The sequence below is a fragment of the Streptomyces sp. NPDC020742 genome, from assembly GCF_040641675.1.
Lineage (GTDB): Bacteria > Actinomycetota > Actinomycetes > Streptomycetales > Streptomycetaceae > Streptomyces.
Genome location: NZ_JBFAEA010000006.1, coordinates 73,148 through 88,455, shown reverse-complemented (window position 1 = coordinate 88,455; position 15,308 = coordinate 73,148). Strand labels below are relative to the sequence as shown.

The window sequence follows — 15,308 nt, the reverse complement described above, 5'->3', positions numbered from 1 at the left end:
TGATGAGTGAGACCAGTCAGGCCGCGGCGCGCAAGGTCGCGCTGGCGGATGTCCCGGCCAACCGGCGCCGCGGCGGTGACATCCGGGTGGTGCTGGGTCCGAAGACGGCCGGTGCGACCACCGGGTTCCTCGGCGTCCTGACCCTGGCGCCCGGTGAGTTCGTGTCCGAGCACTACCACCCGTACTCCGAGGAGTTCCTGTACGTCACCTCGGGCTCGATGACCGTCGTCATCGACGGCGAGCCGGTGGAGGCGGCGGCTGAGGAGGGCGTGCTGGTGCCGATCAACGCCCGGCACCGGGTGGTCAATTCCTCGGACGTCCCCGCCACGGCCGTCTTCCACCTGTGCCCGCTCGCGCCGGAGCCGGGCCTGGGCCATGTGGACACCGAGGAGCTGCCGAACCCGGACGCTCCGCACCCTGAGATCGCGGCCCGGTGATGGGCACCCACCACCGCTCCGCGGCGATCACCGGCATCGGGGTGGTCGCCCCCGGCGGCACCACCACCGAGGCGTTCTGGGCGCTGCTCACCTCCGGCACCACCGCCACCCGCGGGGTGACCCACTTCGACGCCTCCCGCTTCCAGTCGCGGATCGCGGCCGAGGCCGACTTCGACGCGGTCGCGGCCGGGCTCACCGAACGGCAGGGCGCCGTTCTCGACCGGGCCGCACAGTTCGCACTGGCCGCGGCCGGACAGGCGGTCGCCGACAGCGGCCTGACCGAGGCCAACCTGGTCCCGGAACGGACCGGCGTGGTGATCGGCAGCGCGGTCGGCTGCACCACCCGGCTGGAAGAGGGCTTCCTCAAGGTCAGCCACGGCGGCGAGCGCGGCTGGGTGGTCGACGAGGCCGAGGCCTCACCGGAGCTGTACGACCAGTTGGTGCCCAGCAGCATCCCCCGCGACGTCGCCTGGCGCTGGGGCGCCGAGGGCCCGGTCGTGATGATCTCGACGGGCTGCACGTCCGGAATCGACGCGGTCGGGCACGCGGCGCGGCTGATCGAGGAGGGCAGCGCCGACATCGTCATCGCGGGCGCCACCGACGCCCCGATCTCCCCGATCAGCATGGCCTGCTTCGACGCCATCAAGGCGACCTCCCGCAACAACGAGGGGGCTGCGACGGCGTCCCGGCCGTTCGACAAGACCCGCGACGGGTTCGTCATGGGCGAGGGAGCGGCGGTGTTCGTCCTGGAAGAGGCGGGAGCCGCGGCGCGGCGCGGCGCCCACGTCTACGCCGGGATCGCCGGCTACGCGAACCGGGGCAACGCCTACCACATGACCGGGCTGCGCCGTGACGGCAAGGAGATGGCCGAAGCCATCACGGTCGCGCTGGACCGGGCCGGGCTGTCCCCCGAGGACGTCGACTACATCAACGCGCACGGGTCCGGCACCAAGCAGAACGACCGGCACGAGACCGCGGCGTTCAAGCGGGCGCTGGGTCAGCGGGCCCATGAAGTCCCGGTCAGCTCCATCAAATCGATGGTCGGCCACTCCCTCGGCGCGATCGGATCGATCGAGATCGCCGCCTGCGCACTGGCCATCGAGCACGGCGTCGTGCCCCCGACGGCCAATCTCACCGAGAGCGATCCGGAGTGCGACCTGGACTATGTGCCCCGGGTCGCCCGGCGGGCGCCGGTGGATGTGGCGCTCACCGTGGGCAGCGGCTTCGGGGGCTTCCAATCAGCGATGTTGCTTCAGCGACCGGAGCCGCGAGATGAGTGAGTCAGCCAAGAACGCCCCGGTGGTGACCGGGCTGGGCGTGGTGGCCGCCAACGGTGTGGGCACCGAGGAGTACTGGGCGGCCACCCTGGCCGGCAAGAGCGGAATCGACCGGATCCGGTCGTTCGACCCGAGCGGCTACTCGGTCACCCTGGCCGGCTCGGCCGACGGGTTCTTCGCCGCGGAGCACGTGCGCGGCAAGCTGATGGTGCAGACCGACCGCTGGACACAGCTCGGCCTCGCGGCCGCGGACTGGGCCCTGCGCGATGCGCGCGTCGACCCCGCGGAGCTGCCCGACTACGGGCTGGGCGTCATCACTGCCAGCTCCTCCGGAGGCAACGCCTTCGGCCAGCGGGAGATCGAACAGCTGTGGACCGAGGGCCCGGAGGCGGTGGGGGTGTACCAGTCGGTCGCCTGGTTCTACGCCGCCACCACGGGCCAGGTGTCCATCGCCCACCGCGCCCGCGGCCGGTGCGGGGTGGTCATCGCCGAGCAGGCGGGCGCCCTCGACGCGCTCGGCCAGGCCCGGCGCACCCTCGGCGAGGACGGCGGAATCGTGCTCAGCGGCGGCACGGAGGCGCCGTTGAGCCCGTACGCACTGGTCTGCCAGATCGCCGGCGGCCGACTGTCCACCGGCGATGACCCGGCCACCGCTTACCTGCCGTTCGACGCCCGCGCCGCGGGGCATGTGCCGGGGGAGGGCGGCGCGATGCTGGTGGTGGAGACCGCCGAGTCCGCCGCGGCCCGCGGCGTCACCCCCTACGGCCGGATCACCGGCTACGCGGCGGGCTTCGACCCCCGTCCGGGCAGCGGGCGACCGCCCGCACTGGCCCGGGTGATCACCACCGCCCTCGCCGACGCCGGGGTGGCGCCGGGCGAGGTGGACGTGGTCTTCGCCGACGCCGCCGCCCTGCCGGAGCCGGACCGGCAGGAGGCCGCCGCACTGGTGGCGGTCTTCGGCCCGCACGGCGTGCCGGTGACCGCCCCCAAGACGCTGATCGGGCGGCTGTACGCGGGCGCCGGCGCGGTCGACACCGCCGCGGCCCTGCTGGCCATCCGCGACGCGGTCATCCCGCCGACCGCCGCCGTCGAGCCCGACCCGGCACACCGCATCGACCTGGTGTGCGGGGCGCCGCGCGAGGGCCGGGTGCGTACCGCGGTCGTGGTCGCGCGCGGCACCGGCGGCTTCACCTCGGCCCTGGTCGTCCAGGCCGCCTGATCCCAAGTCCCCGACAACGAACCGAACCTGGAGAGGAGACACGCTGTGTCCGAAACCGTGCCCGCCTTCACCCTGGCCGACCTGAAGAAGGCCATGCTCGCCGCGGTCGGCGACGACGACTCGATCGATCTGGACCGCGACATCCTGGACACCCCGATGAGCGACCTGGGCTTCGACTCCCTGGCCCTGATGAACGTCGCCGACGTCCTGGAGCGCGACCACGGCATCTGCATACCCGACGACAGCCTCGAGGAGACGATGGCCACCCCGCGCAAGGCGCTGGCCTACATCGAGGAGCTGCGGGTGGGGGCGGCGGCATGAGCGGCAGCACCGACAACCGGATCGTCATCGACGCGCCGTTGGACCACGTCTGGTCCCTGACCAATGACGTGGCGTCGTGGCCCGACCTGTTCTCCGAGTACGCCAAGGCCGAGATCCTCGACACCACCGGCCAGACGGTCCGCTTCCGGCTCACCATGCACCCCGACGACAACGGCAGGGTGTGGAGCTGGGTGTCCGAGCGCACCCCCGACCCGGTCTCGCGGACCGTGGTGGCGCGCCGGGTGGAGACCGGTCCGTTCGCGCACATGCACATCCGCTGGGACTACCAGGAGGTGCCGGGCGGGGTGGAGATGCGCTGGCGCCAGGACTTCGCCATGAAGCCGGACGCGCCGCTTGACGACGCGGCGATGACCGAGCGGATCAACCGTAAGACGGTCCGCGAGATGGGCCGGATCAAGTCCCTGGTGGAAGAGCGGGCGGCCGCCGGCGCCGGGTCCGGATGACCGGATACGGGCACGTACTCGCCGCGCTGGCCGCGCTGGCGAACGGCATCGCCGCGGGCATCATGCTCGCCACGGTGATCGGCATCGTGCCGCTGTTCCTCGCCCTCCCGTACGGCCGCTACGTCGAGACGGTCCAGTTCCTGCGGCCGCGGTTCGACCCCGTGATGCCGCTCACCAACGGGCTGACGCTGCTGCTCGACGTGGCGTTGACGGTCGGGCCGGCCCGGGGCACGGCCGCCGCCGGATGCGCCGCGGCCGCCCTGCTGCAGGCCGCGGTGATGGGCATCTCGATCGCCCGCAACGTCCCCGTGAACCGCATGGTGATGGCGCTGGACGCCACCCGGGAGCCGGCCGACTGGGCCCGCATCGACCCGCGCCGCCGCTGGCGGGCCTGGAACCTGGCCCGCACCCTGCTCGCGCTGACCGCCTTCGCCGTGAACGTCGTCGTCACCGCCACTGCCTAGGCAACGAAAGGAAACAACCGACATGACCGAACTGATCCCCCTGGATGGCAAGCGCGTCCTGGTCACCGGCGCCGGCCGGGGCATCGGCCGCGGCACAGCGCTGACGCTCGCCGCGTCCGGCGCGCACGTGCTGGCCTGCTACCGCAGCGGTGGCGAGCACATCGACGCACTCGCTGCGCAGCTGAAGGAGACGCCCGGCGATCACCACCTGATACAGGCGGACATCAGCTCCGCCGACGGTGTCGGGCAGCTCGTCGAGGAGGCCCGCGCGCGCTACGGCGGGCTCGACGGGCTGGTCAACAACGCCGGAGTGATCAGCCATGTGCCGATAGCCGACCTGCCGTACGAGGAGTGGAGCCGGGTCCTCGACACCAACCTGGGCGCGGTGTTCCGCCTCACCCAGCAGGTCCTGCCGCTGTTCGGCGAGCGCGCCTCGGTGGTGAACATCGGCTCGCGGGCCGCCACGGTCGGCATCCCGTTGCGCTCCCACTACACCGCGGCCAAGGCCGGCCTGATCGGGCTGACCCGCTCGCTGGCCAAGGAGCTCGGCGGCCGGGGCGTACGCGTGAACGTGGTGGCGCCCGGCGTGATCGCGACCGAGGCGGAGCTGCCGCAGGCGGTCGTCGAGAAGTACAGCAACCTCACCGCGGTCGGCCGCCTGGGCCGTACCGAGGAGATCGCCCACGCGGTCGCCTTCCTGCTCAGCGACCTGTCGTCCTACATCACCGGCGAGACCCTGCACGCCGACGGAGGGATCTGATGACCGCCACCGACCAGAACGCGCCGGGGACCTGCTTCCGGGTCCTGCTGCGCATGGAGCTGCACCCGGGCCGGGAGGAGGAGTTCGAGGAGGCGTGGCTGGCCGGCGCGGACATCATCACCTCCCAGCCCGCCAACCTCGGCCAGTGGCTCGCCGCGAGCACCGAGGAGCCGTCGGTCTACTACATCGTCAGTGACTGGACCGACGAGGCCGGCTTCCGGGAGTACGAGCACAGCGAGATCCACCTGGAGCACCGCAAGCGCCTCCACCCCTACCGCAAGAGCGGCTCGATGGCGGTCATGACCGTGCTCCGCGCGATGACCGGCGCCGCGGCGGCCGCCTGATGGCCGCCGAAGGGCAGCTCCGCGTGGTGCTGTACGCCTCGGCTCCCGAGAGCGACCCCGCGGCGGTCACCACCGCCTACCACCGGATCAGCCGCGGCCTCGCGGGCACTCCCGGCCTGCTCGGCAACGAGCTGCTGCGCAGCCTCGCCCGTCCGCACGACTACGCGGTGGTGAGCTACTGGGCCGGCGCCCAGGAGTTCCGGGCGTGGGAGGAGGGGGCCGAGCACCGCGCGGCGACGGCGCCGCTGCGCCCCTACCAGAGCGGTGCGGCCGGGGCGTTCGGGATCTACGAGGTCGTCGCCTCCTATGGCGGCGTCCCGGACGAGGCCTGCACGGGGGCGAACGGCGCCGGGAAGTGAGGGACGTGGCCCCCGGCGCGCCGGTGGCCCTCGTCCTCGGGGGCACCGGCTACCTCGGCCGCGCGATCTGCGCCGGGCTGCGCGACGAGGGCCACCGGGTGGTGGCCCTCGCGCGCCGCGGCGGCCCGGTGCCCGCGGGCTGTGCGGTCGTGACGGCGGACCTGTCGGCGGCCACGGCCCCCGAGCTCCTCCGGCTGCTGACCCGGTCCCGGCCGTCCCTGGTGGTGAACGCCACCGGGGCGCTGTGGGAGGTCACCGACAGCGCTATGGAGCGTGCCAACACCGAGGTGGTCCGGCGGCTGGTCGGCGCGCTGGGGGCCGTCCCCGGTCCCCGGCCGCGCCTGGTCCACCTCGGCACGGTGTACGAGTACGGGGCGCCGGCCGACGGCCGCGAGGCCATCGACGAGGACACCCCGGAACGCCCCACGACCCCGTACGGCAGGACCAAGCTGGCCGGGACCCGCCTCGTGACGGCAGCGGTCGCGGCGGGGCGCGTCGACGGATGCGTCCTGCGCCTGTCCACCGTGATCGGGCGGCATGCGCCGCGCAGCAGCCTGTTCGGCATGCTCGCGGCCCGGCTGCGCGAGGGCTCCGGGGTGCTGCGCGTCCCCCAACTGGACGGCCACCGGGACCTGGTGGACCTGCGGGACGTGGTCGACGCGGTGGTGGCCGCCGCCCGGACCCGCGACCGCACGCCCGTCCTCAACATCGCCGGCGGCCGTCCCGTACCGCTCGACGGGGCGGTCGACGCACTGATCCGGATCAGCGGAATGCCGGTGGTGCGCGAGTCCGAGCCGCGCGCGACGCCGCGCCGCGACGCCGGCGACAGCCGGCCGATCGGTGTCGGGAGTGCCCTGCGCGTCCTGGACTGGGTGCCCCGCCGCAGCACCCACGACTCTCTGACCGCCCTCTGGGAGTCCTCCAACGAGGTCCCATCGCAGCTCTGACCCACGTCACCACCCTGGTGAGCACAGCCAGCCGAACGAAAGGCCGCGATCGTGACCGACCCGGTCAAGCAACTCATCCTGGAGCAGACCCGCAAGCTACATCGCGACCGTGCATCGGGGATCGGCTTCGTCCCGGGTCAGACGATGATCCAGACTTCCGGTGCCCTGCTGGACGAGGACGACTGCGCGGCGCTGGTGGAGCAGGCCCTGTCGATGCGGATCGCCTCGGGGCCGTCGGCGATCCGCTTCGAGCGGCTCTTCGCCAGGAAGCTGGGGCTGCGCAAGGCGCATCTGACCAACTCCGGCTCCTCGGCCAACCTGCTGGCCGTGGCCGCCCTGTGCCAGCCGGAGCTGGAGGAGCGCAGACTGCGTCCCGGCGACGAGGTCATCACGGTCGCCGCCAGCTTTCCGACCACCGTCAACCCGCTCCTGCAGCACGGGCTGGTCCCCGTCTTCGTCGACGTGGACCTCGGTACCTACAACACCACGCTGGACCGGATCGCGGCCGCGGTCACCCCGAGGACCCGGGCCATCATGATGGCGCACACCCTCGGCAACCCCTTCCCGGCCGCGGAGATCGCCGAGTTCGCCGAGGCGCACGGACTGTTCCTGGTGGAGGACAACTGCGACGCGGTGCTGTCCACCTACCAGGGCAGGACCACCGGGACCTTCGGTGATCTGGCGACCGTCAGCTTCTACCCGGCCCACCACATCGCGATGGGTGAGGGCGGCTGTGTGCTGACGGACAACCTGGCGCTGGCGCGGGTGGTGGAATCGCTGCGCGACTGGGGCCGGGACTGCTGGTGCGAGCCGGGCGAGGACGACAAGTGTCTGCGCCGCTTCACCCACTCGATGGGGTCGCTGCCCGCCGGCTACGACCACAAGTACATCTTCTCCCACGTCGGTTACAACCTGAAGACCACCGACATCGCCGCCGCGCTCGGACTGACCCAGCTCGCCAAGCTGGACCGGTTCGTCGCGGCCCGGCGCCGCAACTGGCAGCGGCTGCGGGACGGGCTCGAGGGCGTCCCCGGGCTGCTGCTGCCGCGGCCCACCCCGGACAGCGATCCCAGCTGGTTCGGCTTCGTCCTCACCGTCGAGCCCGACGCCCCGTTCACCCGGCGCGAGTTGGTCGCGTTCCTGGAGGGCCGGAAGATCGCCACGAGGCTGCTGTTCGCCGGCAACCTGGCCCGCCAGCCCGCCTACCAGGGCCAGAACTACCGGGTCGTCGGTTCCCTCACCAACAGCGACCTCATCACCGAACAGACCTTCTGGATCGGCGTCTATCCGGGCATCACCGACGAGATGACCGACTACATGGTCGCCTCGATCCGCGAGTTCGTCGCGGGGGCCGGCCGATGACGCGGTCGGCCGGGACCGGGCGCCCGCCCGCCTTCGCCACGCCGCTGCGGGTGGGCACACCGAACATCGGCGACCGGGAGCGGTTCCTCGCCCGGCTGAACGGCGCGCTGGACCGCGGCTGGCTGTCCAACGGCGGGCCCCTGACCGCGGAGTTCGAGCAGCGCATCGCGGAGCAGTCCGGCACCCGCCATGCCGTGGCCACCTGCAACGCCACCGCGGCGCTGCAACTGGCCCTGCGGGCCGCCGGGCTGACCGGCGAGGTGATCGTGCCGGCGCTGACGTTCGCCGCCACCGCGCACGCGGTCTCCTGGATCGGCCTCACTCCGGTCTTCTGTGACGTGGATCCGCGCACCGGCCAGCTCGACCCGGCACACGCCGAAACCCTCATCGGCCCCGGCACCAGCGGCATCCTGGCCGTGCACCTGTGGGGCCGGGCCGCACCGGTCGAACGGCTGGAGAAGCTCGCCGCGGCGCACGGCCTGGCGCTGTTCTTCGACGCCGCGCACGCCTACGCCTGCACCCACGCCGGCGAGCCGGTCGGACGGGCCGGGAACGGCGAGGTCTTCAGCTTCCACTCGACCAAGTTCGTCAACGCCTTCGAGGGCGGAGCGCTGGTCACCGACGACGATGCCCTGGCCGAACGGGCCGTGCGGATGCGCAACTTCGGGATCGCCGGCGAGGACGTGGTCGAGCACATCGGGATCAACGCCAAGATGAGCGAGGCGGCCGCGGCGATGGGGCTGACCTCACTGGACTCCCTGGACCGGTTCGTCGCCCGCAACCTGGCGAACCTGCGCTGCTACGAGCGCGGTCTGGCGCGGGTGCCCGGACTGCGCCTGCTGCCCTTCCCCGAGGGGGAGCGCAACAACTACCAGTACGTGATCCTCGAGGTGGACGAGACGGTCGCCGGAATCGACCGGGACGAGCTGCTCGCCGTGCTCAAGAGGGACAACGTGCTGGCCCGGAAGTACTTCCACCCGGCCTGCCACTGGATGACGCCCTACCGCGGACCGGTCCGCCTGCCGCACGCCGAGGCGCTGTCGGCCCGGGTGCTGGCGCTGCCCACCGGAACGCAGGTCGGCGAGGCCGGAATCAGAGAGGTCTGCCGGATCATCCGGGCCGCGGTGCCCGCGTGGCCGGCGGAGTGAGGACGGAGGGTCCCCCATGTCCACCACCAGCGAGCACCTGCCCGCCGACGAGCAGCTGCCGGCCTTCCCGATGCGCCGGACCTGCCCGTACGATCCACCGCCGGAGTACGCCCGGCTGCGGGCGGAAGAGCCCGTGGCGCGGGTGCGGCTGGCCTCCGGGCAGACCGCCTGGGTCGTCTCCCGCTACGAGGACGTCCGGGCGCTCCTCGGCGACCCGCGCATCAGCTCCGACCGGTCCCGGCCCGGCTACCCGTTCCTCTCCGAGGAACTGGAGTACCTGCGGCACGTCAAGGTCTTCGTCGGCATGGACCCGCCGGAGCACGGCCCGCACCGCCGGGTGTTCGCACCCGAGTTCACCGCCTCCCGCATCCGGCTGCTGCGCCCCACCATGGAGCGGTACGTCGAGGAGTGCCTGGACCGGATGGCCGCGGTGCACGCGGCCGACGGGGTGGTGGATCTGGTCACCGAGCTGGCGCTGCCGGTGCCGACCCGGGCGATCGGCGAGCTGCTGGGCGTGCCGGCCGAACGGCTGCCGCGCTTCCACGAGCTGACCGGGGAGCTGATGCGCCCGGCCGAGGCCGCGGCGAGCGAGCACACCTTCCGTGAACTGGTCGGCTTCATGCGTACCTTGATCGCCGACAAGGTCGTCCGGCCCACCCCCGACCTCCTCGGCCGGGTCGCCGGCGCCCAGGCGGCGGCGGGGGAGATGCCCGCGCACGAACTGACGCTGATCGCGCTGCTCCTGCTGCTCGCCGGTTACGAGACCACGGCGAACATGATCTCGCTCGGCACGCTGCTGTTGCTGCGTGAGGACGAGGTCCGGGCCAAGGTGACCGCCGACCCGTCGCTGATGCCCCGGGTGGTGGAGGAGATGTTCCGCTACCTCACCGTTGCCGAGCTGGCCACCTGTCGGACCGCGCGCGAGGACATCGAGATCGGCGGGGTGGTGATCCGCGCCGGCGACGGCGTGATCCCGCTGGCCGCGGCCGCGGACCGCGATCCGGCGGCCTTCCCCGAGCCGGACCGGTTCGACCCGTTCCGGGCGGGCCCGCGCCACCTGGCCTTCGGGCACGGGCCGCACCAGTGCCTCGGCGCGCATCTGGCCCGGCTGGAGCTGGACGTGGTCTTCACCGCCCTGCTCAGGCGGTTTCCGGACCTTCGGACGGCGGTGCCGCCGGAGGAGATCCCGCTCCGGCACGAGTCGGTGCTGTTCGGGGCGGACCGGCTGCCGGTCACGTGGAGCGCCGAGGAACAGGAGGGGAGCCGCGATGCGGGTGTCCATTGAGCAGAGCAGGTGCATCGGGTCCGGCGAGTGCGTCGTCGCCCAGCCGGCGGTGTTCGGCCAGGACGAGGAGGAGGGCTTCGCCGTCCTGCTCGACGAGCGCCCCGGGCCACGGCTCGCGCCCGCCGTCCGGGCAGCCGCCGAGGGCTGCCCGGTGCGCGCCATCCGTCTCGAAGCCGAGTCGAACGAAACCGGATCGGCACGGGATGGACTCGGCCCGGGCGACCACGCCCGCTCGCACTTCTGAGGAGTGTACGAAGAATGGACGTCCTGCCCCTGTCCGAGGCCGGGCTCGACGACGCGCCGCGCGTCGGCCGGAAGGCCGCTGTGCTCGGTGAGTTGCTGACGGCCGGCTACCAGGTACCCGAAGGCTGGGTCATCGGCGCCGCCGCTCTGGAAACGGAGTTCGGGCAGGAATCACCGGGTCGGCAGCGGGCGGGGACGCTGCGCGAGCGGCTCGGTGAGGTGCTGACCGCCGCCGGCGGCCGCGCCGTGGCGGTGCGCTCCTCGGGCGTTGCCGAAGACCTCGCGGGGTTGTCGTACGCGGGTCAGTACGAGTCGTTCGTGAACCTGCGCAGCCTGGACGAGGTGTTCGAGGCCGTGCGCGCCTGCTGGGCGTCGGGGTTCAGCGAGCGGGTCGCCGCCTACGGCGGCGGCGCGGAGGGCGGCGTCGGCGTACTCATCCAGGTCATGGTGGACGCGGAGGTGGCCGGCGCGGCGTTCAGCGTCAACGTGGTCACGCTCGACCCCGAGGAAGTCGTGGTGAGCGCGGTGCGCGGCCTCGGCGTACGGCTCATGGCCGGGGAGGTCACCGCCGAGGAGTGGGCGGTCACCACCGACGGGCGGGCCCGCCGGACCTCCGGCGAGGACGAGGTCGCCACGCCCGGACAGATCCGGCAGGTCGCCGAGTTGGCCCGGTCGGTCGCCGCCCGGTTCGGCCGCCCGCAGAACATCGAATGGGCGTTCCACGGCGGACGGCTGTGGCTGTTACAGGCCCGGCCGGTCACCGGGGTGCCGGATGCGCTCGTGCCGCACGTGCCGATACCGGCCCAGGCACCGCCGGGCACCTCGATGCGCGACCCCAACTTCGACCGTCCCTGGGCACCCTTCGTCCGTTCGGTGCTCCTGCCGGTCCTCACCGCGGCCTCGCCGCACCTGTTCGCCTTCAGCACCGGCCTGCGGCCCCGTCCGGTCGTGATCGGCGGCTGGCCCTATGCCAACTACCGGCCCGACACCGCCGCGCAGCTGATGGCGCGGATGGAGGAGATCGCGGACCGGGTCGCGGACGGGGAGCCCCGACGGCTGATCCAGCGCTGGCACGACGGGTGGAAGGCCGAGAGCGCCGGGCAGATCGCCCGGCTGCGGTCGGTCACCCTGCCCCGTCTGCCCGATGAGGGCCTCGTCGGGCACCTTGACGCGCTGCGCGAGGCGTTCGCGGTGCTGCACGACCGCTACTTCCGGCTCAGCGGCGCCTCCGCGTTCCTGCTCGGCCGGCTCGGCCACACCTGCTCCGAGCTTCTGGGCTGGGAGCCCGGCAAGACGCTCGAACTGCGCGGTGGGCTCGCCGGCGACCATGTGCCGGCCACCGCGCTCCTGGGCGACCTGGCCCGGCTGGCCGCCGCCAGGCCGCGGGTGCGCGCGGCGCTGGAGGCCGGTGACCACCCCGTCGACCCCGACTTCGACGCGGCCTTCACCGCGTACCTCGCCGAGCACGGGCACCGCACGCCCGGCTTCACCCTCACCGAACCGACCCTGGCCGAGCAGCCCGAGGTGGTGCTCGGACTCGTCCGTGCCCAGCTCGACGCCCCTTACGACGTGGTGGCCGAGCGGGCCCGGCTGGCCGCCCGCCGCGACGCCGCGGTGGCGGAAGCCCGCACGGCGCTCTCCGCACGGGGCGCCGCCGACCGCGAGCGGTTCGAGACGGCCCTGGCCGACTCGGACCTGAGCTGCTCGGTACGGGACGAGAAGTCCGCGCACGCGGTGTCGCTGTGGGCCCTGCTGCGCTACGCGATGCTGGAGGCGGGATCCCGCCTCGCCACCCGCGGCGCCCTGGCCACCCGCGACGACGTGCTCTTCCTGGAGTATGAGGAGACCCTGGCGGCCCTTCAGGGAACGCCGCCCGCCGTGGTCGAACTGGCCCGGCACCGCGGCGCGTACGCCTGGGCGCTGGCACACCCCGGCCCGCCGGTGTACGGCCCGCCCCCGCGACCGGTGGCGGCCGGGCCCGGCCTGGCGGAGCCGTCCCCCGGGGCGCGCGCCGTGATGAACGCCGCCGAGTGGACGATGAGCGTCTTCGGCGCGGGCGCCGGTGCGGGCCGGAAGGACGAGGGGGACACGCTGTACGGCGTGGCCGCGTCCGCCGGGCGGTACACGGGCCTGGCGCGGGTCATCACCAGCGCGGCCGAGTTCGGCCGCCTGCGCGCCGGCGAAGTCCTCGTCTGCCCGCAGACCACCGCTCAATGGGCCGTGCTGTTCCCGTCGGTGGGCGCGCTGGTCACCGACCGCGGCAGCCTGCTGTCCCACCCGGCGGCCCTCGCCCGGGAGTACGGAGTGCCCGCGGTCGTGGCCACCGGTGACGCGACCAGTGTCTTCCACGACGGCGATCTGCTCGTGGTGGACGGCTCGTCCGGCACGGTCCGCCGGGCCACGAGCTGAATCGGAGGAGCATCCATGACCACGCGCCGGATCGACGTACACCACCACGCCATCCTTCCGAGGATCGCCGAGCTGATGCGGGAGGTGGGCGCCCCCTTCAAGATCCCCTGGACGCTCGACGGGACCGAGCGGCTGATGGCGGCGGGCGGCATCGAGTCAGCGCTGATCTCGAACGCGATCCCCGGGGACTTCTTCTCCGACGCCGCCACCGCCGCCCGCTTCAACCGGGCCGCCAACGAGGCCGTCGCCGAGTTCGCCGGTGACCGCCGGCAGACCTTCGGCCTGTTGGCCGGGCTGCCGATGCCGCACGTCGACGCGGCCCTGGCGGAGCTGGCGCACGCCTACGACGAGCTGGACGCCGACGGGGTCGTGCTGATCCCGCACTCCGGCGGCGCCTACCTGGGCGATCCGCTGTACGAGCCGCTGCTGGCCGAGTTGAACCGCCGTGCCGCGGTGGTGCTGGTGCACCCCATGGCCCTTCCGGACACCGCGCCCATGAACGTGCCGTACGTGCTGGCCGACTTCCTGCTCGACACGACGCGCGGCGGGCTGAGCCTGATCCTCTCCGGCGCGCTCGACCGGTTCCCGGACATCAGGTTCGTCCTGTCGCACGGTGGCGGATTCCTGCCCTACGCCGCCTCCCGGGTGCAGTGGCTCGGGCCGGCCTTCTTCGGCCACGACCCGGAGCGGATAGCCCAGGGGCTGCACCGGCTGTACTACGACACGGCGCTCACCGGCCCGTCGGCGCTGCCGAGCCTGCTCCAGGTCGTACCGCCGGAGCGGATCCTGTTCGGCACCGACTGGTGCGCCGCGCCCGCCGACGCCGTGGCCGCCTGTGTGCGCGGCCTCGACGCCGCGCCGCTCACCCCCTCCCAGCGGCGGCTGATCGACCGGGAGAACGCGCTGGCGCTGTTCCCGCGCTTCGCCGGAGCCGCCGCACCGGTGATCCCAGATTCCGACAAGGACGGACGGAGGACATGAAGAAGCTCACAAGACCGTTGCACGTGGTGATTTCGGGCGCCGGGGTCGGCGGCCTGTGCCTGGCCCAGGGCCTGCGCGCACGCGGCGTCGAGGTGTCGGTGTACGAGACCGACCCGACCCCGGACTCGCGGCTGCAGGGATACCGGCTGCGGATCGACGAGTTCGGCCGCAAGGCGCTCGCCGCATGCCTTCCCGAAAGGCTCTACGCGCTCGTCGAAGCGACCTCGAACCGGCTCTACATGCCGCGCGGCGTCTCCTACGACGAGCAGCTGGGCGAGCTGGCAGCGCACCGCCCGATGGGGACCCCCCTGGACCCGGCGCGGGCCAGCATGGTGGTCAACCGGCGGACGCTGCGGCAGATCCTGCTGACCGGCCTGCGCGACACGGTGCGCTTCGGCCGTACCGTCGCCGGCTACGAGACCGCCGGCGATCAGGTGACGGTGCGCTTCTCGGACGGGGACACCGTCACCGCCGATGTGTTCGTCATCGCCGACGGCGTCAACTCCCTCGCCCGGCAACAGCGGTTGCCGGAGGCGGAGGTCCTCTGCACCGGCCTGCGCGGCATCTACGGGCACATGGCGCTGGACGCCGAAGCGCTGTCGTGGATCCCGCCGGAGCTGCTCGGCGGCTCGCGGCCCGTCCTGGGTCCGCACCGCCGGACGCTGGCACTCGGGGTGTTCCAGCCGCGTACGCCGATCCCGGAGGCGGTGCGCCGGTATGCGCCCGAGGCCGAGCTCGACCCCGTCCCCGACTACCTCAAGTGGACCCTGGTCGCCCCGGCCGACGGCTATCCGGTGCCCGAGCGGGAACTGTTCACCGCCGATCCGCTCCGACTGCACGCCCTGGCCGTGGAGATGACCGACGGCTGGCACCCGGTCCTGCGCCGGATGGTCGCGCAGGCCCACCGGGAGAGCACGTTCGCCCTGTCGATCCGGGCCGTGCCGCTGCCCGGGCGCTGGGAGCCGAGCCGGATCACGCTCCTGGGCGACTGCATCCACGCCACGACACCGGTGGGCGGCGTGGGCGCCAACACGGCACTGCGCGATGCCGCACTGCTGTCGTCCCGACTGGGCGACGCCGCGGAGCGCCGGCTGGACCCCGTGGCGGCGGTCGCCGCGTACGAGGACACCATGCGCGGCTACGCCCACGAGGCGGTGCAGGGCTCGCTGCGCGGCGCCGAGACCGTGTTCCGCGCCCGCCGGCTCACTCAGGTCTGAACCGGACAGGTGAGGACCGCCCCGACAGGTGAGGACCGGGCAGGTCGCACGGTCCTGGAAGGAAAGCTCTT

17 protein-coding genes are annotated in these 15,308 nt (G+C 73.1%); all 17 read left to right on the top strand.

Going from position 1 to position 15,308, the window contains the following annotated elements; translation table 11 throughout:
* The first annotated feature begins 2 nt into the window (after window positions 1-2).
* From AB0G84_RS13590 to AB0G84_RS13510, 17 genes are read left to right on the top strand one after another with little or no spacing between them, the layout of a single operon-like run.
* Window positions 3-437, top strand: a complete 435-nt coding sequence (locus AB0G84_RS13590; RefSeq protein ID WP_361319405.1) for a cupin domain-containing protein — start codon at window positions 3-5, stop codon at window positions 435-437.
* On the top strand, window positions 437-1,717 hold the full coding sequence (locus AB0G84_RS13585; RefSeq protein WP_361319403.1) for a beta-ketoacyl-[acyl-carrier-protein] synthase family protein: 1,281 nt from the start codon (window positions 437-439) through the stop codon (window positions 1,715-1,717). The genes AB0G84_RS13590 and AB0G84_RS13585 overlap by 1 nt, the downstream gene beginning before the upstream one ends.
* Window positions 1,710-2,933, top strand: a complete 1,224-nt coding sequence (locus tag AB0G84_RS13580) for a ketosynthase chain-length factor (RefSeq protein ID WP_361319401.1) — start codon at window positions 1,710-1,712, stop codon at window positions 2,931-2,933. Before AB0G84_RS13585 ends, AB0G84_RS13580 begins: the two co-directional genes overlap by 8 nt.
* A 45-nt stretch (window positions 2,934-2,978) precedes the next feature.
* The gene (locus AB0G84_RS13575; RefSeq protein WP_361319399.1) at window positions 2,979-3,254 is read left to right on the top strand and encodes an acyl carrier protein; all 276 of its coding nucleotides are present in this window, start codon (window positions 2,979-2,981) and stop codon (window positions 3,252-3,254) included.
* Complete coding sequence (locus AB0G84_RS13570; RefSeq protein ID WP_361319397.1) at window positions 3,251-3,718, top strand: SRPBCC family protein; 468 nt, start codon at window positions 3,251-3,253, stop codon at window positions 3,716-3,718. Before AB0G84_RS13575 ends, AB0G84_RS13570 begins: the two co-directional genes overlap by 4 nt.
* Complete coding sequence (locus AB0G84_RS13565; RefSeq protein ID WP_361319395.1) at window positions 3,715-4,182, top strand: DUF1772 domain-containing protein; 468 nt, start codon at window positions 3,715-3,717, stop codon at window positions 4,180-4,182. Before AB0G84_RS13570 ends, AB0G84_RS13565 begins: the two co-directional genes overlap by 4 nt.
* A gap of 22 nt (window positions 4,183-4,204) precedes the next feature.
* Window positions 4,205-4,942, top strand: a complete 738-nt coding sequence (locus AB0G84_RS13560; protein ID WP_361319393.1) for a 3-oxoacyl-ACP reductase family protein — start codon at window positions 4,205-4,207, stop codon at window positions 4,940-4,942.
* Complete coding sequence (locus tag AB0G84_RS13555; RefSeq protein WP_361319391.1) at window positions 4,942-5,286, top strand: antibiotic biosynthesis monooxygenase family protein; 345 nt, start codon at window positions 4,942-4,944, stop codon at window positions 5,284-5,286. Before AB0G84_RS13560 ends, AB0G84_RS13555 begins: the two co-directional genes overlap by 1 nt.
* Window positions 5,286-5,645: an antibiotic biosynthesis monooxygenase gene (locus tag AB0G84_RS13550; RefSeq protein ID WP_361319389.1), complete on the top strand. Its 360-nt coding sequence runs from the start codon at window positions 5,286-5,288 to the stop codon at window positions 5,643-5,645. The genes AB0G84_RS13555 and AB0G84_RS13550 overlap by 1 nt, the downstream gene beginning before the upstream one ends.
* A 5-nt stretch (window positions 5,646-5,650) precedes the next feature.
* Window positions 5,651-6,592, top strand: coding sequence for an NAD-dependent epimerase/dehydratase family protein (locus AB0G84_RS13545; protein WP_361319387.1), 942 nt, complete (start codon window positions 5,651-5,653; stop codon window positions 6,590-6,592).
* A 51-nt stretch (window positions 6,593-6,643) separates the two neighbouring features.
* Window positions 6,644-7,954, top strand: a complete 1,311-nt coding sequence (rfbH, locus tag AB0G84_RS13540) for a lipopolysaccharide biosynthesis protein RfbH (protein WP_361319385.1) — start codon at window positions 6,644-6,646, stop codon at window positions 7,952-7,954.
* Window positions 7,951-9,102 carry an aminotransferase class I/II-fold pyridoxal phosphate-dependent enzyme gene (locus AB0G84_RS13535; RefSeq protein WP_361319383.1) on the top strand — a complete coding sequence of 384 codons (1,152 nt, stop codon included), beginning with the start codon at window positions 7,951-7,953 and terminating at the stop codon, window positions 9,100-9,102. Before rfbH ends, AB0G84_RS13535 begins: the two co-directional genes overlap by 4 nt.
* A gap of 16 nt (window positions 9,103-9,118) precedes the next feature.
* A complete protein-coding gene (locus tag AB0G84_RS13530; RefSeq protein WP_361319381.1) occupies window positions 9,119-10,387 on the top strand; it encodes a cytochrome P450 in 1,269 nt (422 codons plus the stop codon).
* A complete protein-coding gene (locus tag AB0G84_RS13525) occupies window positions 10,371-10,631 on the top strand; it encodes a ferredoxin (RefSeq protein WP_361319379.1) in 261 nt (86 codons plus the stop codon). The genes AB0G84_RS13530 and AB0G84_RS13525 overlap by 17 nt, the downstream gene beginning before the upstream one ends.
* Before the next feature lie 14 nt (window positions 10,632-10,645).
* Window positions 10,646-13,039: a PEP/pyruvate-binding domain-containing protein gene (locus AB0G84_RS13520; RefSeq protein ID WP_361319377.1), complete on the top strand. Its 2,394-nt coding sequence runs from the start codon at window positions 10,646-10,648 to the stop codon at window positions 13,037-13,039.
* Window positions 13,040-13,054: 15 nt separating this feature from the next.
* Window positions 13,055-14,020, top strand: coding sequence for an amidohydrolase family protein (locus AB0G84_RS13515; RefSeq protein ID WP_361319375.1), 966 nt, complete (start codon window positions 13,055-13,057; stop codon window positions 14,018-14,020).
* Complete coding sequence (locus AB0G84_RS13510) at window positions 14,017-15,237, top strand: NAD(P)/FAD-dependent oxidoreductase (protein ID WP_361319373.1); 1,221 nt, start codon at window positions 14,017-14,019, stop codon at window positions 15,235-15,237. Before AB0G84_RS13515 ends, AB0G84_RS13510 begins: the two co-directional genes overlap by 4 nt.
* Window positions 15,238-15,308 lie beyond the last annotated feature (71 nt).